A 22,877-nucleotide genomic window follows, 5' to 3' on the forward strand; every position below is an offset into this window, starting at 1 on the left:
GGTGACGTGCTCGACGCGATCCGGTGCGAGGGCGGTCATCCACAGTTGCCCGCCGACCGACAGTCCGCCGTAGGCCATCCCCCACAGGGCGATCGCGACCCCGGCGATGAGCGCGGAGGCACCGAAAAGCGCCAGAAGCCCAAGGGAGACGGCGATCCCGGCCGCCAGCAGCAGCACGGTCGCCCGCGGCCTGCGCCTGGCCGCGGCTCCGGCCACGAAGTTGCCGATCAGCCCGAAAACGCCGTAGACGAGCAACAGCGACGCGATCGAGCCCGCCGGCATCCGCGGCAGTTCTTCGAGGACCGGACGCACGTAGGTGTACGCGGCGAAATGCGCGGTCACCAGCAGAACCACCACGGCGAGGCCGGTGAGCACGGCGGGACGGAACAACGAGCGGCGCTGTCCGGCTCCGGTCTCTTCGACGACCGCGGGACGGCGCAGCTCGGGCAAGGCCAGCAGCAAGGCGGGGACGAGCAGCGACGCGCACACCGCGAGCGACCAGAAGGCCGCACGCCAGCCGAAAGCGTTGCCCACGAACGTGCCCAACGGCACTCCGAGCACCGAGGCGGCGGCGACGCCTCCGACGGTGAAGGAAACCGCCAGTGCGCTGTCGCGAGCCGCGACCACCCTGATGGCGACGGCCGAAGCCATCCCCCAGACGGCGCCCATGCCGACCCCGAGCACGATCCGCGCGACCATGAGCGGCCCGAAATCGACGGCGATCGCGGTCAGCCCGTTTCCGATGGCCAGCACCGCCACGGCCGCGGCCAGCACCCGGCGCCGGTCGAGATCCCCGAGCAGCCGCGGCACCACGGGAGCGGTGACCGCCGAAACCAGACCGGTGACGGTCAGGCTGAGCCCGGTCGCCCCCGCGGAGATGCCGAGACCGTCCGCCATCGGGGTGAGCATCCCGACCGGCAGCATCTCGGCGGTCACCACAAGGAACGTGCTCAGCGTCAGCACGCCGACGGCGGCCCACCGAGACAGGACCGGATCCGGATGAGAGACAGAGGAACTCATGCCGTCCAGCCCATCACCGCGCGGCACCGGCGAACAACGACGTCTTCCTCATCGATCGATGAGGAAAGCTCATCGATCCGGTGTTATCTTCCGGGAATGCACCAGGCGCATCTGCAGCAGATCGAATGCCTGCTCACGCTGGCGGAGGAGCTGCATTTCGGGCGTACGGCGGAGCGGCTCGGCTACTCGCAATCGCGAGTGAGCCAGCTCATCGCCACGTTGGAGACGAAGGTCGGCGCGCGGCTGGTCGAGCGCACCAGCCGCAAGGTCGGGCTCACCCGCGCCGGCGCGCAGTTCGTCAAAGAGATCCGGCCCGCCTATCGCACGCTGCTCCGCACCTTCGAACGCGCGCGTGAGCGGGCGATGCGCGGCGCCGTCGAAGAACTGCGGGTCGGGTTCACCGGCATGGTCTACGAGGAGGTCACTTCGATCTTCCGCGCGCTACGCGAGCGGCACGGCGTGGCCGTGCACACCCACGACGTCCCGCTCGGCTCACCGTTCACCGCCGTACTCGACGGCGAGATCGACGCCGTCATCGCCGAACTCCCGGTCCACGAAAGCGAGCTCACGGTCGGCTTCCGGTTCCCGCCGCAAGACCAGTACGTGATGGTCGGAGCCGATCACCCCGTCGCGGAGCGCGAGTCGATCGATGAGGAGGATCTCGCGAAACTCGACCTGCTCCACCGTGCCGGTGACGGCCCCGGCTACTGGAAGGCCGCGCGCACTCCGCCCGCCACTCCGTCGGGCACGCCGATTCCCTCGACGGCGGGGATCACGACCGTCCAGCAGGGAATGGCGCTGGCGGCGTCCGGGACGCACGCGATGCTGGTGTGCCGTCCGTTGACGGAACAGCACACCCGCACCGATCTGCGTTATGTCCCGGTTCGCGGCCTGGAAGAGTCCAGCCAGCTCGGTCTCGTCTGGCGGACCGGCCATATCAGCCCAGCTCTGACCGCGTTGGCCGAACTGCTCGAACAGGCCGAGCCCGTCAGCCGAGAAACCCGGTGAGCAGCTCGCGCAAGGTGTCCGGCTGGTGGAGGACTCCGTGGTCCTGCCCTGCGACGGTGGCGTATCGCGCGCCGGGGACCGTGTCGGCGACCGCGCGGGTGCCCGCCCGCATCCAGGCGTCGCTCTCCCCGCCGTCGATGACCAGCGTGGGCACCGAGATCTTGGCCAGCCGGTCCGCGGGCAGCACGTTCCCGGGACCGCAGAGCGCGAGGTCGTAGGGCAGCGTGTGGGCGAGGCCGGTGAACCACGCCCAGAACGGGTCGTCCCGCATGCCCTTGACGACCTCTTCCGGCGTCGCCGTCCCCTCGACCAGGAACAGCTCCGCCGCGCCGTCGCGGTCGCCGTCGGCGATCAAGGCGCGGACCCGGTCGAAGAGGTCGGCCGCGGGCCTCTCCCTGCTGTCGTCGACGACGTACGGCGGTTCGTACACGGCGAGCTTGGTCATGGCGACGCCTCTGGCGGCCGCCTCCAGCCCCAGGACCGCCCCCGACGAATGCCCGAACACGGCCGCCGAACCACCCACGTGCTCGATCAGCGCGGCGAGATCCTCGACCTCACGCTCCACCGAATAGACCGCGCCGGCACCGCTGTCACCCCGGCCACGCCGGTCATAGGCGATCACGGTGTGCTCCGGCGCCAACGTCGCGGCCAGGCCGGCGACGGTCGTCCGGTCGTTGAACGCACCGCCGACCAGGATCACCGGCGTGCCCTCCCCGGTGCGATCGAAGGCGATCGGGGTGCCGTCGGCCGAAGTCACGGTCTCGAACGAGGTGGTCATCAGGTCCTCCGCAGGGTCGCTTCACTCTAGCTTCGGCACTGGGTCGGAGCCGACGACCACCGCTCGACATCACTTCCGGAGATTTCCGAAGAATTCGCGGAGTTCGGCCACCACGTCACCCGGCACGGCCATCGCGACCATATGGCTCGGGCTCTCGTGATCCGCCCAGCGCACGACGTCGTTCTTGCGGGAGGCGATCGTGCGCAACGCGGACGGCCCGCCGTGGGAGACGCCGGTCGGCACCACCGTCTGGTCCATCGGCATCGCGGCCTGCCCCTCGTAGTACGGCCACAGCGAGGTGCCGCCGGTCCCGGTCAGCCAGTACAGCGTCGCGTTGGTGAGGAGCAGGTCGCGGTCGATCGGCTCGGCGGGCGCCGTGCCGTCGGGCCAGCCGTCGAACTCCTTGAACCGTTCCACCAGGTACGCCAGCTGCGCGACCGGCGAATCGAGGAAGCCGAAACTCAGCGTCTGCGGCCTGTTCGTCAGGTACGGCGCGTATCCGCTGCCGCCCGCGAAACGCTCCATCAGGCCTGCCAGCTCGGCTTGATCCCGTTCGGTGAGCCCGTCGAAGTCGGCGGGGTCGCCCATCGGCACACCGAGCCCGGACGTGATGTGCGAGCCGATGACGTGCTCGGGCGCGTGGGCCGCGAGACAGGGCGTCACCAGCGCGCCGGCGTCGTTCCCGTGCGCGCCATAACGTTCGTAACCGAGGCGGCTCATCAGCTCGGCCCAGGTCCGCGCCACCCGCGCGATGTCCCACGGACGTTCGTCGGCCGGCTCCGGGAACGGCGAGAAACCGAAGCCCGGCAAGGACGGCGCGACGACGTGGAAGGCACGCGAAGGGTCGAGACCGTGAGCTCGCGGGTCGGTGAGCGGGCCGAGCACGTTCAGGAACTCGGCGATCGAATTGGGCCAGCTGTGCGTCATGATCAGCGGGATCGCATCCGGTTCCGGCGACCGGACGTGCAGGAAGTGCACGCGCTGGCCGTCGATCTCGGTGATGTACTGCGGGAATTCGTTGAGCTGCTTCTCCCACGCGCGCCAGTCGTAGCCGTCTCGCCAGTATTCGGCCAGGTCCTTGAGGTACGCGACCGGTACGCCCCGGCTCCACTCGGCACCGGGCAGCGCCGACGGCCAGCGGGTGCAGGCCAGCCGGTCGGCCAGGTCGTCCAGATCGGACTGCGGGATGTCGATGCGGAACTGCTCGATGTCGGTCATGAGGCGACCGTAAGGCCCATTCAGGCCAGATCCTGACCTAAATCCCCCTTCGCACTTAGTCGACTAAACGCGCGCATGTTCGCGTCGTCCGTGAAGGCCTCCTTCCCTACCCTGAAAGTAGTGAAGGGGCCCTTCACGACGAGGCCGCCGCCGTCCCTGGCGTGCTCCTCGTCAAGACGTGTCGTGAAAGCCACTTTCGCGACATCTGGTGTCCCGAAAGTGGCTTTCGCGACCCAACCCCTGCCGATCGCGGAGGGGCGAAGGGAGCTTTCCCTGCATCCGATGCGACGAAAGTCCCCTTCGCAACACTGTCTTTGGCTCGCCGTGGCGATCGCCGCATTCGTCCGTGAAGGCCTCCTTGAGGGACCCAGAGTCCCTCAAGGAGGCCTTCACGGACCGGCCGACTCGCCGCGTTTAGTCGGCTAAATGCGGACGGTCTGTGTAGCGCCGAAGGCGTCCTTCACCGGCACCTCGAAGGTCTTCCGCCGCACGGTCACGCGCACGACTTCCTGTCGCTGCGTCGGATCCGAAACCGCCAGCTGCCAACCGTTCCCGGTCCGGCCGAGCGCCACCGACGCCGGACCGGACACCGACACCTCGTCGACCGAGCCGGCGGCGAAGAAGTTCGCCAATAGGGTCGCGTCCCACAGCCGGACCGCCTGCACGGTCGCGGTGTTCGACCGCACGCGCCACGACCAGGCCGAAGCGATCGTCTGCACCACAGACGCGGTCGGCAGGACGGCGTACGCGTAGGTCGCGTTCGAGGGCTTCTCGCCGTGTTCGATGACCAGCTTCTGGTAGCGCCGCGTGTACGGCACCGTGGTGCCCTTGGTGTTGGCGCCCTTGTCGATGTCGCGCCAGGTCCCCGTCCGGTCCTCGCGCAGCGCGGTGACCTCGGCGTCGTCGAGCAGGACGTAACCACCGACTCGTTCGAGATGCAGCCATCGCTTGCGCCGCAACGACTCCGAGCCCCCGACGAGATGCCCGTCGGCCAGCAGGACCCCGGTGCCGTTCTCGCCGAGGTTGCGGTTCTCGATCGTGGTCCGGATCCGGTCGCCGGAGGAATCGGTGATCCCGGCACCGAGGCACACCACGCCCGATGGCGTGAAGAACCACGACTTCTTCGCGGTCAGCGTGCCGTCCTGCGAGACGAAGTCGAGGGCGTGCGCGCCGTGCCGCGCGTCCCAGCGGACACCGCCGCAGTGGTCCTTGCCGGTCAGCGGTACCGACTCCAGTTTCGGGGTCGGGCCGCTCTTGGTGGTCGTCCCCGGCAGCAGCAGCGGATCGACCGTCGGCCAGTAGGCGTCGGTGAAGTGCCCCTTCGCCTTGGGCAGGAACAGATACAGCGAGCCGTCACCGACGTACCAGCCGTGCAGGTTCATCGAGTTGATCGACTCGTACCGCGCGATCCGCGTCGAGGCGACGCCGAGCGAGGCCGACCAGCCTTCGGTGATGTGCACCATCCGGTCCTGCTGGCCGAACACGCGATGCGTCGCGACCGTCGGCGTCGCCCGCACCTTGGTCGCCAGCAGCTCCTGCGCGAACTCGATGCCGGGGATGCCGACGAGGTCCGGCCCCGGCGCGAACCGCTCGGGGTCGGGGATCTCGAGATACGGCGCGAAAGTGTCTTCGGTGATCCATTTCGCGGCGAGACCGCCGAGTTCCTCCTTGCGCTTCCCGCTCGCCGACCGGGCCAGCAGGACCACCGCGCCGGTGAGCTGGTGCCCGATGTCGTGCGCGGATTCCCCTTGCCGGGAAAGGAACCGGCCGCGGACCGGCTCCATCAGCGCGCCCGCGTACACGAATGGCGCGAAAGTGTCGGCGACCAGCGCGTACGCCGCGTCGCGGACGTCGGCGGGCAGTTCGAACTCCGTGCCCTTGGTGACGTGGATGGCGGACGCGACCGCGGTGAGCAGGATGATCCCGTAGTGCCCGGGATACGGGACCGAATCGTGCTGCAGGAACGAGCCGTCGGTGTGGAAACCGTCGCCCGCCGCGCGGTGGAGTTTGGCGATGACACTCGCCGCTCCCCCGCCTTCGACGTCGGTGAACGCCGCGACGCCGCGTTTGATCCGCTCGGCGTCGCCCAGCATCGCGCCGGAGACGACGGAGATCGTCGATTTGTCCGCGCGGTTTGCGCCGGTCTCGACGACGCTCGGATTGTTCGTGCGGAGGTTCGGGTTGCCGGAGAATTTCAGCACCGGCTTCAGATACTTGGCGAGCTCGTCCTGGGTGAGCTCGTCGGCGACCGTGGCGAGGATGTGCAGCAGGTAGAGCGGGATGCCGATCTCGTAGGTGTACCAGTTGCCGATCTCGGCGGTCTTCTCGCTGTACTGATCGCTGGTGTACAACAGTTCCAGCGCGCCCTTGATCCGGGCGAGCACGGTGGGATCACCCGCGAGCGCGCCGCCGGGAGTACCCCAGTTGACCGCGATCGCGCGGAGCCGTGCGTACATCGATGTCGTGAAGTCGCTGCCGGGGCCGAGCGGGAGGTCTTTCCACAGTGGACCTTCGCCGACGGTCATGCTGTCGTGGTAGGCCTTCGCGACCCTGTCGAGATTCGCCAGCGCGGCCGTGCGTTCCGCCGACGGCCGGTCGATACCGGTCTGCAGTTCGCGATAGCCGGTCACGATGGACGACGAGCCCGAAGCGACGGGCTGCGCGGATGAAGTGCCCGCGAGTGCCGAGGTGAGCGCCACCGAAGCGGCCGCTGCCGCGCCTCCCCGCAAGGCCGTCCTCCTGTCGAAGTTACCGAATCCGGGCATGACAGTGCCTCCCAAAGGGTCGTAAGACGGCGATCAAAGGCGGCGGCGGGTGCTGCGGCTCGTGAGTGGCAAGGACGGTTCCAGCCGTCCTTGCCACTCACGAGGTTTACTGGCGCTTCCCGTCGGTCCTGCGGGGCAGGTCCCACGGGTTGTTCTCCTGCAACGGTTCCGGCAGCAGCGCGTCGGGGAAGCCCTGCCAGGCGATCGGTCGCAGGAACCGCTCGATCGCGGCGGTGCCGACCGAGGTACTGGTCGGCGCGGTGGTCGCCGGGTAGGGACCACCGTGTTCCTGTGCCCACGTGACGGTGACGCCGGTCGGCCAGTCGTTCCACAGCAGACGGCCGGCGACCCTGGTCAGCGACGGGAGGACCGGACGGATCCAGTCCACATCGGACTCTTCACCCTGGATGGTCGCGGTGAGCCCCGGTTCCATCACCCCGAGCAGGCTGATCAGCTCGGCCTGGTCGGTGTAGGTGACGATCAGCGACGCCGGCCCGAAGCACTCCTCGCGAACCGTGTCGGCGTCGGCGAGGAACGCCTTGGCGGTGGTGGCGAGCAGCGTCGCGCCGTGCGAGATCCCTTCCGCGCCACCGGATTCCGACAGCACCTCGACGCCGTCGACGTCACTGAGCTTCGCCAGTCCGTCGGCGAAGCCGGCCGCGATGCGCTCGTTGAGCATCGGCTGCGCCGGGATCGCCGCGACCGCCTCGCGCAGCGTGTCCTCGAGGCCATGGCCTTCGGGCAGGAACAGCAGCCCCGGTTTGGTGCAGAACTGCCCGGCACCGAGGGTGAACGAACCCGCGTACCCCTTGGCGATCGCCTCCCCGCGCGCGTCGATCGCGCCCTGGGTGACGACGACCGGGTTGACACTGCCGAGTTCGCCGTAGAACGGGATCGGCGACGGCCGCGAGGTCGCGATGTCGAACAACGCGCGCCCGCCCGGCACGGAACCGGTGAACGACGCCGCCTGGATCCGCGGGTCCTTCAGCGCCGTGACGCCGTTCTGCTGACCGTAGATGACCGCGAAGATCCCCTCCGGCGCACCGGCCTGGACCAGCGCGTCGCGCAGGACCTCGCCGGTGCGGGCGGACAGCTCAGGGTGCCCGGAGTGCGCCTTGAGCACGACCGGGCAGCCGGCGGCCAGCGCCGACGCGGTGTCGCCGCCCGCGACGCTGAACGCGAACGGGAAGTTGCTGGCGGCGAACACCAGCACCGGTCCGATCGGGGTGAGCAGACGGCGGATGTCCGGCCGCGGCCCCATCGGCCACGCGGCGTCCGCGTGGTCCACGGTGGCGCCGAGGAACTCGCCGTCCGCCAGCACCTCGCCGAACAGGCGAAGCTGGAACGTCGTGCGCTTCAGCTCGCCCTGCAGCCGCGGGGAGGCCGGGAGGTGCGTCTCCTGGTTGGCCAGCGCGATCAGCTCTTCGGCCGCCGCGTCGAGGGCATCCGCGGCCGCGTTCAGCCATCCGGCGCGCTGGGCTGGGGTCGCGGCCGCCGTCGTGCCTGCCGCATCGGCGGCGGCCGCGAGGATCTGTTCGAGCGTGGCGGGATCCGTTGCCTGGCTCATTTTCTTGCGTCTCCTAGAGTTCTTGCGCGGCGCTGACGGCGGCGATGAGATCCGCCCAGCGCCCCGGGCCGGCGAGGCCGAGGTGGTACAGGTGCAGCTCGGTGGCGCCTGCCTTGCCGAGTTCGGTGGTGTAGGCCTCGATGTCGGGCACCGGGCTCGCCGCCACCGCGGTGATGTAACTGCCGACGGCGACCTTTTCCGGCAGTTTCGCCCGTGCCGCCGCGACCGCGTTCACGCTGGGGTGACCGGGTGCCCAGTTCTGCAGCACCACCGCGTCGACGTCGTCCGGGGCCGACGGCGTCAGCCCCGGCAGCGCGCCGGTGACCCACGGGTCCATCGCGCCGTGCAGCACGATCCGGGGCCCGGACGGGATCTTCTCGAGCACCGCGCGCCGCAGGGCGTCGGTCGCGTTCTGGCGAGTGTCGAGCAGGACCTGCCGCAACGTGGGCAGGATCTTGTCCTCGGTGGCACGCAGGTCACCGCTGTCGATCAGCCGCCGGACCTCGGCCCGTAGCTTGCCCAGCGCCTTCGCCGGATCCTGACCGGCCGCGGCCCAGGCGTCGAGACAGTCGTCGCAGCAGCAGATCGACAGCAGCCTCGCCACCGCCGGTGACCAGACACCGTCGGTCTTCTCGTGCTGGTGCTGGTGCACGGCGCCGAGCGGACCGCAGGCTTCGAGGATGACCGTGGCGAAGTCGAGCCCGGCGAGGCTTTCCGCCGTCACGTTGGCCGCGTACTCGCGGACCGCGGGTACGCCGGGACACAGTGCCCACGGATACCGCTCGCCGAAACAGTTGCGCACGGTGAAATCCGGGAATTCCGTGCCCAGCTGGGAGTTGTGCGTCAGCACGATCCACGCCGCGGCCGGGATACCGGCCTCGTTCAGTGCCCGGACGGCGTCGCCCGCGCTGTCGCGGCTGTCCACCCAGTCCGGCTCGGCGGGCTTCAGCTCACCCCACGCCTCGTCGCGCACCGGCCGGTACAGCGCCGCGTGTCGCGCGACGACCGAGGTGCGCTCGGGCGACCAGGGCGTCGCCGCACGGGCGCTGTGGTACGACACGGCGACGGCGACCTCGTCGACGCCGAGTTCCCGTACGCGCTCGACGAAGCCGGGATCGTCGACGACGTCCCAGGGGTAGGCGTATCCGGTGACCTTCACCTCGTCACCACCGTGCCGTGTTCGGTTCGAAGCTTCCGACGAACTTCCGCATATAGGTCACGTCATCCCGTTTGGTCTGTCCACTTCGGACATAGTCTTCATGGGCCCGCGCCAGCGCGTCGGGGTCGAGTTCGACCCCCAGCCCCGGCTTGTCGGGCACCGCGACCGCACCGTCGACGAACTCCAGCGCACCCGGGGCGATGACGTCGGCCGTCTTCCACGGCCAGTGGGTGTCGCAGGCGTAGGTCAGGTGCGGCGTCGCCGCGGCCACGTGCACCATAGCGGCCAGACTGATCCCGAGATGACTGTTCGAATGCATGGAAAGGCCCACGTCGAAGCATTCCGCCGTGGTGGAGAGGGCCTGGGTGTCCCGCAGACCACCCCAGTAATGATGGTCCGAAAGTATGACCCCGACCGCTCGCTGCCGGAACGCGGGCTCGATGTCCGCGAAGCGCACGACGCACATGTTCGTGGCCAGCGGCATGTTCGCCTTCTCCGCGACCCGCGCCATGCCCTCGATACCTGGCGTCGGGTCTTCGAGGTACTCCAGGACGCCGTCGAGTTCTTCGGCGACCCGGATCCCCGTTTCGACCGTCCATGCCGCGTTCGGGTCGATGCGGAGCGGGTGGTCCGGGAAGGCGTCCGCGAGCGCGCGGATCCCGTCCATCTCCTGGTCGGGGTCGAAGGCGCCGCCCTTGAGCTTGATGGAGCCGAAGCCGTACTCCTCCACCATGCGGCGTGCCTCGCCGACGAGCGCGTCCGGCGTGGTCACCTCGCCCCAGGAGTCCTCCTCGGCGCCGATGTGGGCGCCGAACTTGTAGAACAGGTAGGCGGAGAAGTCGACGGCGTCGCGCGCCTTGCCGCCGAGCAGGTCCACGACCGGCCTGCCGAGGTAGTGGCCCTGCGCGTCGAGCGCGGCCACCTCGAACAGCGAGTACACGCTGGCCACGGTCTTGCTGACGGAGAAACCGCCGGTGAGCCCGTGCGCGTCGGCGAAGACGACCTCGCCCAGCGTGGTCGCGACCTTCCGGCGGAGACCGGGCAGGTCGAACACGTCGTGTCCCTTGAGCTCCGGCAGCACCTTCCGGACCTGGTCGAGGAACGCGAGGTCACCGTAGGACTCGCCGAGGCCGACCACCCCGTCCTCGCAGATCAGCTGGACGACCCCGCGCAGCGCGAACGGCTCGTGCACGCCCATCGCGTTGAGCAGCGGAGGGTCGGCGAAGGCGACCGGGGTCAGGACGACGTCGAGAACCTTCATCTTCAGGCACCGGCCTCGACGGACTTGAGGACGGAGAATCCGTCGTCGATGATCTTCTCCAGACGGGTGATCTGGTCCGCGGTGGGCTCGACCAGCGGCGGGCGCACCGAGCCGACCTTGTCCCCGCGCAGCCGTGCGGCGGCCTTGACCAGCGACACGGCGAAGCCCCGCCCCTCGTCCCGCAACGCGACCAGCGGGAGGTAGAAGCCGGCGAGCAGCGCCTCCATGACGGCGTCGTCGTTCTCCGCGAGCGCGCGGTGGAACCGGGCCGCGATCTCGGGCGCGAAGCAGTGCACGGCCGAGGAGTACCGCGCCACGCCGATCGCGGAGTAGGCGCGCGCGGAGACCTCCGCCGTCGGAAGACCGTTGAAGAACAGGAAATCCTTGGCCCGGTCGGTGCCGACGGAGCGGATCGTGGTGATGATCCGGCTCATGAGTTCGACGTCGCCGAAGCCGTCCTTGATGCCCACCACCGACGGGATGTCGAGCAGTTCCACCGCCGAGTCCGGGGTGAAGACGCCGGTGGAACGGTGGTAGACGATCACCGGGATCGAGGAATCGCCGACGGCGTACCGGACGTGGTCGACCAGCCCGGAGGGCGGGCCGGTGACCAGGTACGGCGGCAGGAGGAGGACGCCGTCCGCGCCGCCGGCCTCCGCCGCCGCGATCCCGGCACGGGCCGAGGCCGCACCGCCGCCGGCGCCGACCCAGACGGGCACGCGCCCGGCCACGACCTCACGAGCCTTACGCAGGATCGCTGCGTGCTCGTCCGGGGACAGCGAGCTGAACTCGCCCGTACCGCAGGCGACGAACAGCGCACCGGCTCCGGCGGCCACGTGGCTCTCGACGGTTTCCGCGAACGCGTCGAGGTTGAGTTCCAGCCCCTCGGTGAAGGGGGTCAGGGGGAACGCCAGTAGGCCGTCGAGTTCGATCTTGGGCTGTGCCATGGATTTCTCTTTCGTTCTTTGTGGATGGTCCCGGGTACGGGCCCGGTCAGGCGGGCACGGTGGTGCCGTCCTGCGACTTGCGGGGTAGGACGTCGTCGTCGCGGTCGATCGTGTCGATGATCTCGTCGGTGGAGGCCTTGCGTTCGGACATGAGGTAGCCGAGCCCGATGAACAGCGCCAGCGAGACCAGGATCGGGGTGGACACGGTGACCGCGAGGGTGGCGTTGTAGCCGTAGTAAGCGATCGCGTAGGCGATGAGACCGCCCGCCCACGAGATCAGGGCCGCGCGGGAGCCGGAGCGGCGGAACGCGGGGAGCATGCCGAGCAGCAGCGGCACCGAGATCGGGCCCATCAGGGCGGCGACCCACAGCACCACGATACCGAGCACACCACCGAGTTTCTCGGCCTGCGTGGCCACCACCATGGTGAGCACGACGAAGATCACCGTCGAGATCCGCGCGGCGAGCAGCCCCTGCGATTCGGTGAAATTGCGGGCCTTCTTCCACAGCACCGGCATCATGTCGCGGGTGATGACCGCGGAGATCGCGTTGGCGTCCGAGGAGACCATCGCCATGGTGTGCGAGAAGATCCCGGCCAGCACCAGCCCGACCAGACCCGGCGGGAGGAACGTCGTGGTCATGATCGCGTAGGCGTTGTTGGGGTTCGAGATGTTCGGGATCAGCAGCGGGGCGGCGAACATCGGGAACATCATCACCAGCGGCCACACCAGGTACAGGATCGAGGAGAGCCGCGCGCCGCGACGGGCCTCGTAGGTGTTCGGCGCGGCCATGTAGCGCTGCGCCAGGTTCCACATACCGCCGTTGTACTCCAGCGTCTTCACCAGCACGTAGACGAGCAACACGATGGTGGTGAACTTCGAAGTGGTCGGGTTCAGGTGGGCGGGCGGGAGGTCCCCCCACACGGTCCACAGCCCGGAAACGCCGCCGAGCTTGTCCAGCACGACCCACAGCATCACGATCGCCGCGATGGCCTGGATGACGAACTGGCCGAAGTCGGTGAGCGCGTCGGCCCAGAGACCGCCGACGGTGCAGTAGATCAGCGTGATCGTGCCGGTGATGATGATGCCCCAGGTGTAGGGCACGCCCGCGAAGACGTTGAGGATCGTCGCGACCGCGAACCACTTGGCCGCGATGTCGAAGATCTTCAGGAGGCTGCCGCTCCAGGCGAGCGCCTGCTGAGTGGGCACGTTGAAGCGCTTCGCCAGGTACTCGAGCGGCGAGGCGACACCGAGCTTCGACCGCAGGCGGTTCCACCGCGAGGCGAACAGCCAGCTGCCGATGCCGACACCGACGCCGATACTGGCCATGCCCCAGAAGTAGACGGTGATGCCGTCCGTGTACGCGACGCCCGCGTACGCGACGAAGAGCACGGCGCTGTAGCCGGACATGTGGTGGGAGATACCGGCCAGCCACCACGGCATCTTGCCGCCGGCCGTGAAGAAGTCACTGACCGTGTTGACCCGGCTGTGCGACCACAAGCCGATCACCACCATCAGGACGAAGTACGCGGACACCATGATCCAGTCCAGTGAATGCACCGCTGACTCCTTTCCGCGTTCACGAAGGCCCAGCCCGACCTGTTCACATCCATGAACGGAGTCTGTTATAGTGATTATGTTCATCCATAAGAACGCTGTTCGGGACGCTAATATGGCCGGAGTCACAAGTCAACGGCCGGATGGAGGAGCGCGGATGCCGCAGCAGGAAGCCGCTGTCACGGTGGCGAACGGCGCGCCTGAACCCGCCGGGGTGAAGTCGGCCAGGCGGGCGATCGACCTCATCGAGACCTTCGCCGCGAACGACGTGTGGCTTTCGCTCTCCGATCTCCACGCGCGGACCGGTTTCCCCAGGTCGAGCCTGCACGGCCTGCTCCGCACCCTGCTCGAAGCCGGCTGGCTGGAAGTGGACACCAACACCGCCCGCTACCGCCTCGGCGTCCGCGCGCTGATCTGCGGCACGGCTTATCTGGACCGCGACCCGGTCGTCCCGTACGCGACCGAAGCGCTGGAGCGGATCCGGGAGAAGACCGGCTACACGGCGCATTTCGCGCGCCGCGAGGGCACCGACGTCGTGTACCTGGAGACGCGTGAGTCCCGGCACTCGACGCATCTCGTGTCCCGCGTCGGCCGCACGCTGCCCACCCACGCGACCGCGCTGGGGAAGGCGTTGCTGGCCGAACTGACGCACGACGAGATCGACGGCCTCCTGACCGGAGAGCTGTCGGCGCTCACCCCGAACACCATCACCACGGCGGACGCACTGCACGCCGAATGCGCGAAGACCCGCGAACGCGGCTATGCCTCGGAAATCGAGGAAGGCAGCCTCGGCGTCCGCTGCGTCGCGGCCGTGATCCCGTACCGCATCCCCGGCACCGACGCGATCAGTTGCTCCATGCCGGTCACCGAAGTCACCGACGCCGACGCCCAGCGCGTCGGCGAACTCCTCGCCGAAATCACCGCGGAACTCGGCCAGCAACTGCGCCGCGCCGGCATCCGCTGACCTGATTCGTCCTTTCCTTCACTGACAAGGGGTTTCCATGGCAGACCAGCGCGTCCTGATCACCGGCTCGGCGGGTATCGTCGGCACCCTGATGCGGCCGCGGCTGCGCCGTTCCGGACGGGTGCTGCGCCTGCTCGACCTGGCCGCGCAGCCCGAAGCCTCGGGCGGCGAGGACGTCGAGCTGATCACCGCTTCGGTGACCGACCCGGAAGCGATGGCGAAGGCCTGCGCCGGCGTCGACGCGGTGATCCACCTCGGCGGGCACAGCCGCGAGAGCTCGTGGGAAGCCACGCTCGACGTGAACATCAACGGCACCCACACCGTCCTCGAAGCGGCCCGCGCCGCCGGTGTGCCGCGCGTGATCTTGGCTTCCAGCAACCATTCCGTCGGTTTCCGCCGCAACGACGAGGCGGGCCCCGACGGCCTCCCCGCCGACTCGACGCCCCGCCCCGACACCTACTACGGCGTCAGCAAGGCGGCCATCGAAGCGCTCGGCAGCCTGTACCACTCGCGGTTCGGCATGGACGTGATCGTCATCCGGATCGGCTCCTGTTTCGAAAGCCCGCTCGTCCTCGGCCCGCGCGGACTCACGACGTGGCTCTCCCCCGACGACGGCGCCCGGCTGTTCGAGGCCTGCCTGAGCTACCCCTCCCCCGGCTACCGGCTGATCTGGGGCGTCTCCGACAACACGCGCCGGATCTACTCGCTCGCCGAAGCCGAGGAACTGGGCTACAAATCGCTCGACAACGCGGAGACCTACGCCGAGCAGCTGGCGGACCTGCCCGCGCCGGCCGGGGTGGCGGCGGAGTACGTCGGTGGGCCGTTCTGCACCGCGCCGCTGGGGGCGCACAACCCGCTCTGACGTCTTGTCGCGCATGGGCTGAAGGCTCCCTTCACCGCGTCTGATGCGACGAAAGGAGCCTTCAGCCCCGGCGACACGCGCGTCGTCCATCCAGTCACGCGTGTCGTCCACCTGATCACACGTGTCGTCTCCGTAGCACGGTCGAGCGTGGAAGACTCAGGACGTTGAGTGTCCCGATTCCTGCATCGGCGAGCAGGCGATCATGCGTTCACCGAGCCGGCGCGCGAGGTCGGCCAATTCATCATCGGGGACGTCCAAGTAGCCACGGGCGGGATCGAACACCGCGGCCTGCTGCTGTTCGTACGGAACGCCGGGCGGCAAGGGCGCGAGGTGCCAGTGGACGTGCCGGTTGGCCTGTTGGCTGCCCAAGGACAAAACGTAGAGCCGTTCGACAGTCAGCAAGCCGCTCAATGCGCTGCCCGCAACGTGCACGACCCGCTGGATGGCCAGGTACTCGTCGGCGGTGAAGTCGCCGATGGCGTGCTCTCGATGTTTGATCGGGGCGACCAGAAAATGCCCGAGCACGGACGGGAAACGGCTGGCGAAGACCACCGCATCGGCATCGCGATAGGCGATGTGATGCGGGTAGTCGGGGTTGCCGTCGAGAAGTTCGCAGACGAAACAGGCTCGGCGGGCGAGATCGAGATAAGCGTCGGCCTGCCACGGAACACGGTCGGTCATGCCACCATGCCTACCCGACCTCACCGCGCTCGCCCCTGAACCCGCCCGGCCACCGCCAACACGAGCGGCGCCGCCACCCAGCACAAGTACGCCCAAGTACCCGAAGTAACGAACGAAACAGGAACCGAAACCCCGAACACCGCCGCCAGGCACACACTCCGCACCAGGTTCTGCCGGAACGCCCACGGCGGCGTGTCCGGGCGGTAAAGGTGTTCGCGCCGGATCTCCCGGATGATCAGCGCGAACGACGCGGACGCCAGCACCTGCACGATCGCGTACAGGCTGAACCGGGGCGGGAAGGCGCCGTCCGCGGTGATCACCCGGGTGGCGAACGGCGTCAGCACCTGCATGAACAGCCAGGCCAGCGTGAGGCTGATCAGGCGACTGTTCAGCGAGCGGACATGGCCGAAGATCTCGTGGTGGGCGCGCCAATGGGCGGCGATCACCACGAAGCTGACGCCGAACGCCAGATACTCCTTGCCGTGGTCCGCCACCGAACTCAGCATCGCCTCGGTGGTGTCGCCGGCGGGAACGGGGAGTTCCAGCGCCAGCAGGGTGAGCGCGATCGCGATCACCGCGTCGATGAACATGGTGAGCCGCTCGGGAGGGGCCTGAGTCGCCATGATGCGGAAATCTCCTTCCGGGTCAGGCGACGTTCGCCGGGCGGAGCTTCCGGGACCACACGGCCAGGATGATCATCACGGCGGGGATGAGCAGGTCGTTGGCGAGGACGCCGCCGGTGTTGCCGGGGCTGTGGACGCCGTTGGCGAACCACTGGTAGACGTGGCCGACCAGGGCTCCCCAGAGGAACATCCCGGCGCCGAGCCCGATGGTGACGCGTTCGCGCGCGGACGCCGAGGCGGCGCGGAATCCCATGACGGCCAGTCCGAGGTTCGCGAAGGCGATCTCGAACAGGAAGGGCGTCCGCTCGAAACCGATGGCGGTGGCCATGACGTCCGGGAACGCGAGGAACGCGACCGTCATCCACAGGCTGCCGAAGCCCAAGGCGCCGATCGCCCACCAGCGCTGCCAGATCTCCAGCCGTTCCCGGGTCGTCGGGGCGCGGCGGGCCCGCAAGAACGCCCCGATGGCCGGCACCAGCATCCAGACCAGCGGGAAGGCGGATTGGGCGAGGTAAGAGAAGTTGTCCATACCTCCAGTCTTACCTAGTTAATATTAACTCGTCAACAATCAGGTATAGTGATCCTCGTGGATGACGGACTCGCAGACCTGTTGCACCGCGTGGTCATGCTGCTGGGCGAGAACGCCCGGCGGCGCACCGAAGACACCGACGGCTTGACCTACAGCCAGATACGGCTTCTGGGCACGCTCGAGGAGATCGAGCCGGCGACGCAGCATCGGCTCGCGCAGGCGCTTTCGGTGTCCGACCCGGCGATCAGCCGGGCGCTACGACCACTCGAGGCGGACGGCCTGGTACAGATCACCGTCGACCCCGAGCACGCGCGCCGACGGCTCGTCCGGCTCACCGAGGTCGGCCGGAAAGCCTTCCACGCCGCCGGAAAACCGCTTTACGACGAGTTCCGTGCCGGGCTCATCGCGGCGGGTTTTCCTTACGAGCGCTACCTCGAAGACACCCTTCGGCTGGCCGAGATCCTCTCCCCCGATCAGGGAACGCGGCGCTGATCCGGAGCCGCCCACCCGTTGATCACGGCGAGCAGTTCGAGGTACCGCTCCCGCCGGGGATCGTCGGCGATGTCCAGCCAAGGCAGATCTCGTCGCGGGGCGGCGTCGTACCCTTCGGCGAGGCGTCGCATGAGGGCCCGGAAATCCGGATCCCTGGTCAGCCCGGCGAGTTCCACCCAGGCGTCGACCTGTTCGACCGCGGGACTTTCGGGTAGTTCGGGTGTCATCGAGCGGGCGATCCCGGCGAACCCGGGATGCTCGAGACCGCCGAAGACGGCGTCGAGGAAGTCGTCGATCAGACGGCGGCGCTCTTCCTCGGTCAGCTTGGCGAGGTCGTGCATGAGAGTGATCTCCTCGGGAGTGGTTCCGCGCCGGGTCACGGCTTTCAGCACCGCGTGACGGAGGCGCAGCACGTGGATCTGCGCTTCCAGCGCCCGCAGGTGCGCCTCGGCGACGTCGGGAAGAGCGGCTTCGCTTTCGAGGACCTTCCGGATCGTGGCCAGGTCGAGTCCCAGCTCGCGCAGGGTACGTACGAGCTCCAGGCGCGCGAGCGCGTCGACGCCGTAGCGGCGGTGCCCGGACGCGGTGCGCCCGGACGGGGCCAAGATGCCTCGGTCGGAGTAGAAGCGGATGGTCTTGACGGTCAGCCCGGTCCGCCGGGAGAGCTCGCCGATCGAGTACCGGGGGTCGTCCATTCGCCTACCCTCGCACCTCCCCTCGGGGGAGATACAAGAGCGATCACGCGCGCGGCGCGGGCCCCGTCAGACAGTGCTGCACGAGCGGGCCGAAGGTGGCGACCAGCTCGTCGACGGACGACGACGCGATCGGCTCGATGCGCATGAGGTACCGGGCGACCGCGAGCCCCAGGATCTGCACGTTGACCATGCCCGCCCGCACCGCGGCGTCCGGCGTGTCGAGCAGCGCCGCGAGCCTGCCGGTGATCTCCCGGTCGATGAACTCGCGCAGCAGCGCTTCGGCCCGAGAGTCGGTGGGAGCCGACCGCGTCAGCATCATCAGCGGCGTGCGGTCGGATTTGTCGAGGTTCTCCACCAGCGTCCGGACGAGACGCTCGCCGATGCCATCGAGGCCGCCGTCGAAAAGGGCCTCGACGGCGGGCGGGACATCGCCGGAGATCTCGATCGCGGCGCTGAACAGGCCTTGTTTCGTGCCGAAGAAGTAAAAGACCATCGCCGGGTCGACCTCGGCGGCGGTGGCGATCATGCGCACGGTCGTGCCGCCGTAACCGTGCTCGTGGAACAGCTCACGAGCGACGCGCAGGATCCGCTGCTTGCTCTCCGCACCGGTTCGCCAGCGCCCGGAGCGGCGGTTGTTCTCGTGTTCCGTCATGACGGCCGAAGCCTAACACCGTTTTCTTCACCACCCGATGAAGTTTTCGGTACCGTGTTCTTCATCAGGCGGTGAAGAATGGGGTCCGCCGCAACGGTTTCGCGAAGGTGGGCGGATGAGTCTCGACATGCTGACCCGGAAGTCGCTGTCGCTGTTCAGCGCGGTGGGCGGCTGGCGCACGGTCGCCGAAGGTGTCACGTCACGGGTGGTGTTCCTCGTCGCCTACCTGTCGACCGGGCACGTGCTGACGTCGGCGCTGATCACGGTCGGCGGCGTGGTCGTGCTGGCCGCGGTGCGGTTGTTCACCGACCGCAAGGTCTGGCAGCCGGCGATCGGGGTGATCGTGGTCGGCGTGTCGGCGATGCTGGCCGGGAACACCGGGCAAGCGGCCGACTTCTACCTCACCACCGTCTTCGTGCAGGCGGGTGCCACCGCGCTGTTCCTGGTGTCCATCCTGGTGCGCCGGCCGATGATCGGGCTGGTACTGGGCACGCTGCGGGGCGAGCGCCTCGGCTGGCGGCGTGATCGGCCTCGGCGGCGACGCTATTACTTGTGCACGGCGGTGTTCCTGGCGAAGTTCGCGATCGCCACGGCGGCGCTGGTGCCGCTGTACCTGGCGGGGACGGTGATCCCGCTCGGCATCGCCGCCACCCTGCTGGGTGGCGCGCCCGCGGCGGGCGTCTGCCTCTATCTGTGCTGGCGGATCCTGCGCGAAGAACCGCGAACCGCCGCGTGAGACGGCGGTTGCCAGGAAAGGTCCTTTCCTGGCAACCGCGGGTTCAGCCCACCGTGATGGACTGGAACTTCACCTCGATCCGGGGCGGACCCGTCCCGTCTCCGGAACCCTTCTCGGCGTCCGCGCCACCGCGCGCGACCTTGTCGAGTGTCTGGAGGCCCTCGTCGGAGATGCTCCCGAACACCGTGTACTCCGGCGGCAGCGGCGCTTCACCGAAGACCATGAAGAACTGGCTGCCACCCGAGTCCGGGTTCTGTGTCTTCGCCATGGCGATGAGCCCGCGGCCGTACTTGAGCTGGGGGAAGATCTCGTCCGGGATCGTGTAACCCGGTCCGCCCATTCCGGTGCCTTCCGGGTCGCCGCACTGGAGCATCTGCAGCCCCGAAACGCCGAGCCGGTGGCACGAGGAGCCGTCGTAGTAACCCTGCTGCGCCAGCGAAAGGAAGTTCGCCACGGTGCACGGCGCAAGACCGCGGTCCAGCGTCAGTCCGATGTCACCCGCGGTCGTCTTGACCGTGACCGCCGACGTGCCGGACGCCGGAGTCGGTCCCGCCGGCGGCGGGTTCACCTTCTTCGCCGCCTCCTTGGAGGTGTCCGCCGGGTAGGCGCACTCCGTCGGATCCGCGAGCGGCGTCGTGCGTTTCGGCAGTTCGGTGCGGGCGGACGGGATGTCCACCGGGCTCGGCGTCGCCGTGTCCTGGGTGCTGGACGCCGGAGCCGACGAGGACGACGCGACCGCGCTGTCGCCCTTCTTGTCCGACAGGAAGAACCCTGGCGCCACGAACCCGAGGATCGCCACGACGGCGACCACCACGACGAGTCCCAGCACCCCGAGCCCGACCCACAGCGCCGTCTTGTTCGAAGACGGCGGCGGCTGCTGCTGCGCGCCGTACCAGCCTTGTTGCTGGTACGGCTGCTGCGGATAAGGCTGCTGCGGGTACGGCTGCCCCGGCTGAGGGCCTGGGTCGGGCGCCTGGCCTTCGGGCTCGCCCGGCTGCGGCGGCTGGGACATCTGTGCTCCTGTCGTCCGGAGGAAGTACGGGAACACTCTTGCGTATCTCCGCTCAGCAGGTCACGGCATCCCCCACGGTGTGCCGTCCCCGTTCGCCGGGACGGGCCGGATCTCGAAATCCGGCCGGTCGCCCGCACGGTGCACGACGGCCTCTTCACCGCGCCGCAGATCGATCCGGACGTCCCCGTTCGGCAGCCGTCGCCAGCGTTTCGGCCTTCCCCACCGGTCACGGACGGTCAGCTCGCCATCGAGATCCGTCCGCAGCACGCACGGCGCCCCGGCCTCGCTGGTGATCTTGACCCACCGCGTCTTCCCGCCCTGCCGCGAGGCGCTGACCAGGAACGCCCCCTCCGTTCGGAAGTGGCGCAGCGCGGCGTCCGCCCATTTCGCGGGCACCGCCGGGAAGAGCCGGATCACGCCGCCCCAGCTCTGCACGAGCATGTCGTGCAGCGACTGCGCGGCCGAAAGCGGTGTCTCGATCACCGGACCGGATTCCTTGTACATCGTGTTCGGCTGGAGGTAGCGCCGCTGGAGTTCGCCGAGGTAGAACTCCGCCTTCTCGCCGCGCAGCATCTGCGCCGAGATCGACGCGGCGCCGGTGAATGTGTAGCCCTGCAACGCCCCCTCGAAGCCCACCCAGTGCTCGAGCGAGGTCTCGATGATCCGCCGGTGCTCCGGCCGCTCCCAGGTGATCTCGTACAGCGGGTAGATCTGCAGCAGATGCGAATAGTGCCGATGCGACTTCGCGAACGGCACACCCGCGCCGATCATGTAGCCGTTGGCATCGGCCGGATACGGGACGAGCGTGGCCAGGACCTCCCGCCACCGTCGCGCGAGCGGATCGTCGACGCGCAGTTCCGCCGACGCCTCCAGCAGGGTCTTGCAACCCCAGCGGATCAGCGCGAGGTCGTAATTGCAGTCGGGCGCGTTGACGCCGTACTCCGGCGAGAACGTCGCCGGAAGGTGCAGCTTCCCGTCCGCGCCGGGCGTCAGGAAATGGAGGTAGTAGTTGATCGCCTTGCGCAGCAACGGGAACAGGGTCTCCCGCAGCAGCCGCCGGTCCATCGTGTGCCGGTAGGACAGCCAGACGTTGTGCAGCGCCCAGGTGAGGTTCCCGACCTCCGGCGTCGGCGTCTCCTTACCGGGGATGCCGACCGGGAACCCCGCGTTCATCCCGACCGCGCCGTTGAGCAGGTTCATGTCCGTCGTCCGCGGGATGCCCGCCGAATCGTGCTGGTACGGCTCGGCGACCTGGCTCGTCAGGTTCGCCCGGTACTTGCCGAGCGCGTGGCCGACGGCGTCCAGTTCGAGATGGTTGGACCCGTGGATGAGCCAGTACTCGAGCTGGACGTTGAGGTTCCACCACGTCGCGGGCCACGGGGTCGGCTCCAGCCACGGCCCGCAGGTCGCCATCACCGGAGCTTCCCGGCGCGCGGCGGAGGCGATCTTGTACAGCTGGACCCAGTAGAAGCTCTGGAGCCGGGTGTCCGGAATGGACAGGAAGCCGTGCCGGTAGTAGTCGTGCCACCAGCGGCGGTGTCCGGCCGCCAACGCCGAGAACGGCTCGGCATGGCGGATCGTCTTCAACGCCTCCCGTGCGGCGGTCCGCTTCGGAAACGACCAGGCCACGGACGTGTACAACGTCCGCTTCGAGCCTTGGGCGACCTCACGCCAGGCCGTGACATGCTCGCCGCCCGCCAGCAGGCTCTGCACGGAAAGCCTGCTGTCACCGCTGCTTTCCAGACTCGCGGGCGGGTTGGCGACATACCCGGCGGGCGGCGGCTTCCCGAACTTCGGATCCGTCCGCGGGCTCACCGCCTCGGCCGGATGGAAGACCCACGCGAAACCGCGCTCCCCCTCGGTCGGTTCGACCTCGACGGCCAGCAGTGACTGTCCGGTGTGGACGATCGCCCGCAGCGAAAGGCTGCCCGCGGCCGTGGTGATCGTGCCCCTGAGTTCGGCGTTCCAGAGGTCCATCCGCCAGTCGATCCCGGTGATGGCACCGACCGGTTCGAGGGTGAAATACCCGATCGGCAGCCGCGCGAGCCCGAACAGGGAGCCGAACTCCGGCCGGTGGTCCTGCACCTCGCTGTGCTGGACGTTGAACCGGACGGCGTTCCGGCCGGGTTCGGCGTAGATGCCCGACCCGAGGAAACCATTGCCCAGGAAGGGGCCTTCGTACCAGGTCTTCGGCATCCGGCGCCAGATCAGATCGGCCTTGCCGAGGAAACCGGGCCAGTCGAGGCCGCCGAGCGCGAAGTCGTTCTCCACCGCCGACGCGGACGGCGTGAGGCCGGCCGTGGCCACCCCCGCCAACGCCCCGCCGAGCACCGTCCTGCGAGTGATGTCCATG

At 68.8% G+C, this 22,877-nt stretch carries 20 protein-coding genes and 1 pseudogene; 5 read left to right on the forward strand and 16 right to left on the reverse strand.

Features of this window, described 5'->3' with window-relative positions:
- Positions 1–15: 15 nt before the first annotated feature.
- Positions 16–1,020, reverse strand: a pseudogene (locus DMC64_RS43355) (MFS transporter); the annotation flags it as partial.
- A 96-nt stretch (positions 1,021–1,116) separates the two neighbouring features.
- Between DMC64_RS43355 and DMC64_RS29650 the strand changes: the two are divergent.
- Positions 1,117–2,028: a LysR family transcriptional regulator gene (locus DMC64_RS29650; RefSeq protein ID WP_125736185.1), complete on the forward strand. Its 912-nt coding sequence runs from the start codon at positions 1,117–1,119 to the stop codon at positions 2,026–2,028.
- On the opposite strand, the gene DMC64_RS29655 is transcribed toward DMC64_RS29650, so the two are convergent.
- From DMC64_RS29655 to DMC64_RS29690, 8 genes are all read right to left on the reverse strand, one after another.
- Positions 2,009–2,806, reverse strand: a complete 798-nt coding sequence (locus tag DMC64_RS29655; protein WP_125736186.1) for an alpha/beta fold hydrolase — start codon at positions 2,804–2,806, stop codon at positions 2,009–2,011. The genes DMC64_RS29650 and DMC64_RS29655 overlap by 20 nt on opposite strands.
- Positions 2,807–2,875: 69 nt before the next feature.
- Positions 2,876–4,024: an epoxide hydrolase family protein gene (locus DMC64_RS29660; protein ID WP_125736187.1), complete on the reverse strand. Its 1,149-nt coding sequence runs from the start codon at positions 4,022–4,024 to the stop codon at positions 2,876–2,878.
- A gap of 422 nt (positions 4,025–4,446) precedes the next feature.
- Entirely contained in the window at positions 4,447–6,789 is a 2,343-nt protein-coding gene (locus tag DMC64_RS29665) for a polysaccharide lyase 8 family protein (RefSeq protein ID WP_125736188.1), read from the reverse strand.
- A gap of 106 nt (positions 6,790–6,895) precedes the next feature.
- Positions 6,896–8,356, reverse strand: a complete 1,461-nt coding sequence (locus tag DMC64_RS29670) for an aldehyde dehydrogenase (NADP(+)) (RefSeq protein ID WP_125736189.1) — start codon at positions 8,354–8,356, stop codon at positions 6,896–6,898.
- 13 nt (positions 8,357–8,369) lie between these two features.
- The gene (locus DMC64_RS29675; protein ID WP_125736190.1) at positions 8,370–9,515 is read right to left on the reverse strand and encodes a hypothetical protein; all 1,146 of its coding nucleotides are present in this window, start codon (positions 9,513–9,515) and stop codon (positions 8,370–8,372) included.
- A gap of 4 nt (positions 9,516–9,519) precedes the next feature.
- Complete coding sequence (locus DMC64_RS29680) at positions 9,520–10,776, reverse strand: glucarate dehydratase family protein (protein ID WP_125736191.1); 1,257 nt, start codon at positions 10,774–10,776, stop codon at positions 9,520–9,522.
- 2 nt (positions 10,777–10,778) lie between these two features.
- Positions 10,779–11,723 (reverse strand): 5-dehydro-4-deoxyglucarate dehydratase, encoded by a 945-nt coding sequence (locus DMC64_RS29685; protein WP_125736192.1) that lies wholly within the window; start codon positions 11,721–11,723, stop codon positions 10,779–10,781.
- Between the two features lie 46 nt (positions 11,724–11,769).
- A complete protein-coding gene (locus DMC64_RS29690; RefSeq protein WP_125736193.1) occupies positions 11,770–13,281 on the reverse strand; it encodes a sodium:solute symporter family protein in 1,512 nt (503 codons plus the stop codon).
- A 154-nt stretch (positions 13,282–13,435) separates the two neighbouring features.
- On the opposite strand from DMC64_RS29690, the gene DMC64_RS29695 reads away from it, so the two are divergent.
- Complete coding sequence (locus DMC64_RS29695) at positions 13,436–14,242, forward strand: IclR family transcriptional regulator (protein ID WP_037348214.1); 807 nt, start codon at positions 13,436–13,438, stop codon at positions 14,240–14,242.
- Positions 14,243–14,279: 37 nt separating this feature from the next.
- On the forward strand, positions 14,280–15,104 hold the full coding sequence (locus DMC64_RS29700) for an NAD(P)-dependent oxidoreductase (RefSeq protein WP_125736194.1): 825 nt from the start codon (positions 14,280–14,282) through the stop codon (positions 15,102–15,104).
- 156 nt (positions 15,105–15,260) lie between these two features.
- Here the strand turns inward: DMC64_RS29700 and DMC64_RS29705 are convergent, their stop codons facing one another.
- Genes DMC64_RS29705 through DMC64_RS29715 form a run of 3 tightly spaced genes read right to left on the reverse strand, consistent with a single transcriptional unit; the run spans position 15,261 to position 16,937 of the window.
- Positions 15,261–15,785, reverse strand: a complete 525-nt coding sequence (locus tag DMC64_RS29705) for an HIT family protein (protein ID WP_125736195.1) — start codon at positions 15,783–15,785, stop codon at positions 15,261–15,263.
- A 20-nt stretch (positions 15,786–15,805) separates the two neighbouring features.
- Complete coding sequence (locus DMC64_RS29710; RefSeq protein WP_125736196.1) at positions 15,806–16,408, reverse strand: TMEM175 family protein; 603 nt, start codon at positions 16,406–16,408, stop codon at positions 15,806–15,808.
- 22 nt (positions 16,409–16,430) lie between these two features.
- Positions 16,431–16,937, reverse strand: a complete 507-nt coding sequence (locus DMC64_RS29715; RefSeq protein WP_125736197.1) for a DUF6790 family protein — start codon at positions 16,935–16,937, stop codon at positions 16,431–16,433.
- Positions 16,938–16,994: 57 nt separating this feature from the next.
- Between DMC64_RS29715 and DMC64_RS29720 the strand changes: the two genes are divergently transcribed.
- A complete protein-coding gene (locus DMC64_RS29720) occupies positions 16,995–17,429 on the forward strand; it encodes a MarR family winged helix-turn-helix transcriptional regulator (protein ID WP_037348294.1) in 435 nt (144 codons plus the stop codon).
- On the opposite strand, the gene DMC64_RS29725 is transcribed toward DMC64_RS29720, so the two are convergent.
- Both DMC64_RS29725 and DMC64_RS29730 read right to left on the reverse strand, forming a co-directional pair.
- Complete coding sequence (locus tag DMC64_RS29725; RefSeq protein ID WP_125736198.1) at positions 17,411–18,124, reverse strand: MerR family transcriptional regulator; 714 nt, start codon at positions 18,122–18,124, stop codon at positions 17,411–17,413. The genes DMC64_RS29720 and DMC64_RS29725 overlap by 19 nt on opposite strands.
- Before the next feature lie 43 nt (positions 18,125–18,167).
- Positions 18,168–18,776 carry a TetR family transcriptional regulator gene (locus tag DMC64_RS29730; protein ID WP_125736199.1) on the reverse strand — a complete coding sequence of 203 codons (609 nt, stop codon included), beginning with the start codon at positions 18,774–18,776 and terminating at the stop codon, positions 18,168–18,170.
- Between the two features lie 115 nt (positions 18,777–18,891).
- On the opposite strand from DMC64_RS29730, the gene DMC64_RS29735 reads away from it, so the two are divergent.
- Entirely contained in the window at positions 18,892–19,512 is a 621-nt protein-coding gene (locus DMC64_RS29735; RefSeq protein WP_125736200.1) for a DUF3159 domain-containing protein, read from the forward strand.
- Positions 19,513–19,555: 43 nt separating this feature from the next.
- On the opposite strand, the gene DMC64_RS29740 is transcribed toward DMC64_RS29735, so the two are convergent.
- Complete coding sequence (locus tag DMC64_RS29740; protein WP_125736201.1) at positions 19,556–20,524, reverse strand: peptidylprolyl isomerase; 969 nt, start codon at positions 20,522–20,524, stop codon at positions 19,556–19,558.
- Between the two features lie 60 nt (positions 20,525–20,584).
- A complete protein-coding gene (locus DMC64_RS29745) occupies positions 20,585–22,876 on the reverse strand; it encodes a glycoside hydrolase family 95-like protein (protein WP_125736202.1) in 2,292 nt (763 codons plus the stop codon).
- Position 22,877 lies beyond the last annotated feature (1 nt).

This window comes from Amycolatopsis sp. WAC 04197 (genome assembly GCF_003947475.1).
GTDB lineage: Bacteria > Actinomycetota > Actinomycetes > Mycobacteriales > Pseudonocardiaceae > Amycolatopsis > Amycolatopsis japonica.

Excerpts from the sequence above, each read along its gene's own strand:
- DMC64_RS29710 (WP_125736196.1), bottom strand. The coding sequence starts at position 16,408 with ATGGCGACTCAGGCCCCTCCCGAGCGGCTCACCATGTTCATCGACGCG.
- DMC64_RS29650 (WP_125736185.1), top strand. The coding sequence starts at position 1,117 with ATGCACCAGGCGCATCTGCAGCAGATCGAATGCCTGCTCACGCTGGCG.
- DMC64_RS29730 (WP_125736199.1), bottom strand. The coding sequence starts at position 18,776 with ATGACGGAACACGAGAACAACCGCCGCTCCGGGCGCTGGCGAACCGGT.
- DMC64_RS29685 (WP_125736192.1), bottom strand. The coding sequence starts at position 11,723 with ATGGCACAGCCCAAGATCGAACTCGACGGCCTACTGGCGTTCCCCCTG.
- DMC64_RS29745 (WP_125736202.1), bottom strand. The coding sequence starts at position 22,876 with ATGGACATCACTCGCAGGACGGTGCTCGGCGGGGCGTTGGCGGGGGTG.
- DMC64_RS29680 (WP_125736191.1), bottom strand. The coding sequence starts at position 10,776 with ATGAAGGTTCTCGACGTCGTCCTGACCCCGGTCGCCTTCGCCGACCCT.
- DMC64_RS29665 (WP_125736188.1), bottom strand. The coding sequence starts at position 6,789 with ATGCCCGGATTCGGTAACTTCGACAGGAGGACGGCCTTGCGGGGAGGC.
- DMC64_RS29725 (WP_125736198.1), bottom strand. The coding sequence starts at position 18,124 with ATGGACGACCCCCGGTACTCGATCGGCGAGCTCTCCCGGCGGACCGGG.
- DMC64_RS29735 (WP_125736200.1), top strand. The coding sequence starts at position 18,892 with ATGAGTCTCGACATGCTGACCCGGAAGTCGCTGTCGCTGTTCAGCGCG.
- DMC64_RS29695 (WP_037348214.1), top strand. The coding sequence starts at position 13,436 with ATGCCGCAGCAGGAAGCCGCTGTCACGGTGGCGAACGGCGCGCCTGAA.
- DMC64_RS29670 (WP_125736189.1), bottom strand. The coding sequence starts at position 8,356 with ATGAGCCAGGCAACGGATCCCGCCACGCTCGAACAGATCCTCGCGGCC.
- DMC64_RS29655 (WP_125736186.1), bottom strand. The coding sequence starts at position 2,806 with ATGACCACCTCGTTCGAGACCGTGACTTCGGCCGACGGCACCCCGATC.
- DMC64_RS29705 (WP_125736195.1), bottom strand. The coding sequence starts at position 15,785 with ATGACCGACCGTGTTCCGTGGCAGGCCGACGCTTATCTCGATCTCGCC.
- DMC64_RS29715 (WP_125736197.1), bottom strand. The coding sequence starts at position 16,937 with ATGGACAACTTCTCTTACCTCGCCCAATCCGCCTTCCCGCTGGTCTGG.
- DMC64_RS29660 (WP_125736187.1), bottom strand. The coding sequence starts at position 4,024 with ATGACCGACATCGAGCAGTTCCGCATCGACATCCCGCAGTCCGATCTG.
- DMC64_RS29740 (WP_125736201.1), bottom strand. The coding sequence starts at position 20,524 with ATGTCCCAGCCGCCGCAGCCGGGCGAGCCCGAAGGCCAGGCGCCCGAC.
- DMC64_RS29700 (WP_125736194.1), top strand. The coding sequence starts at position 14,280 with ATGGCAGACCAGCGCGTCCTGATCACCGGCTCGGCGGGTATCGTCGGC.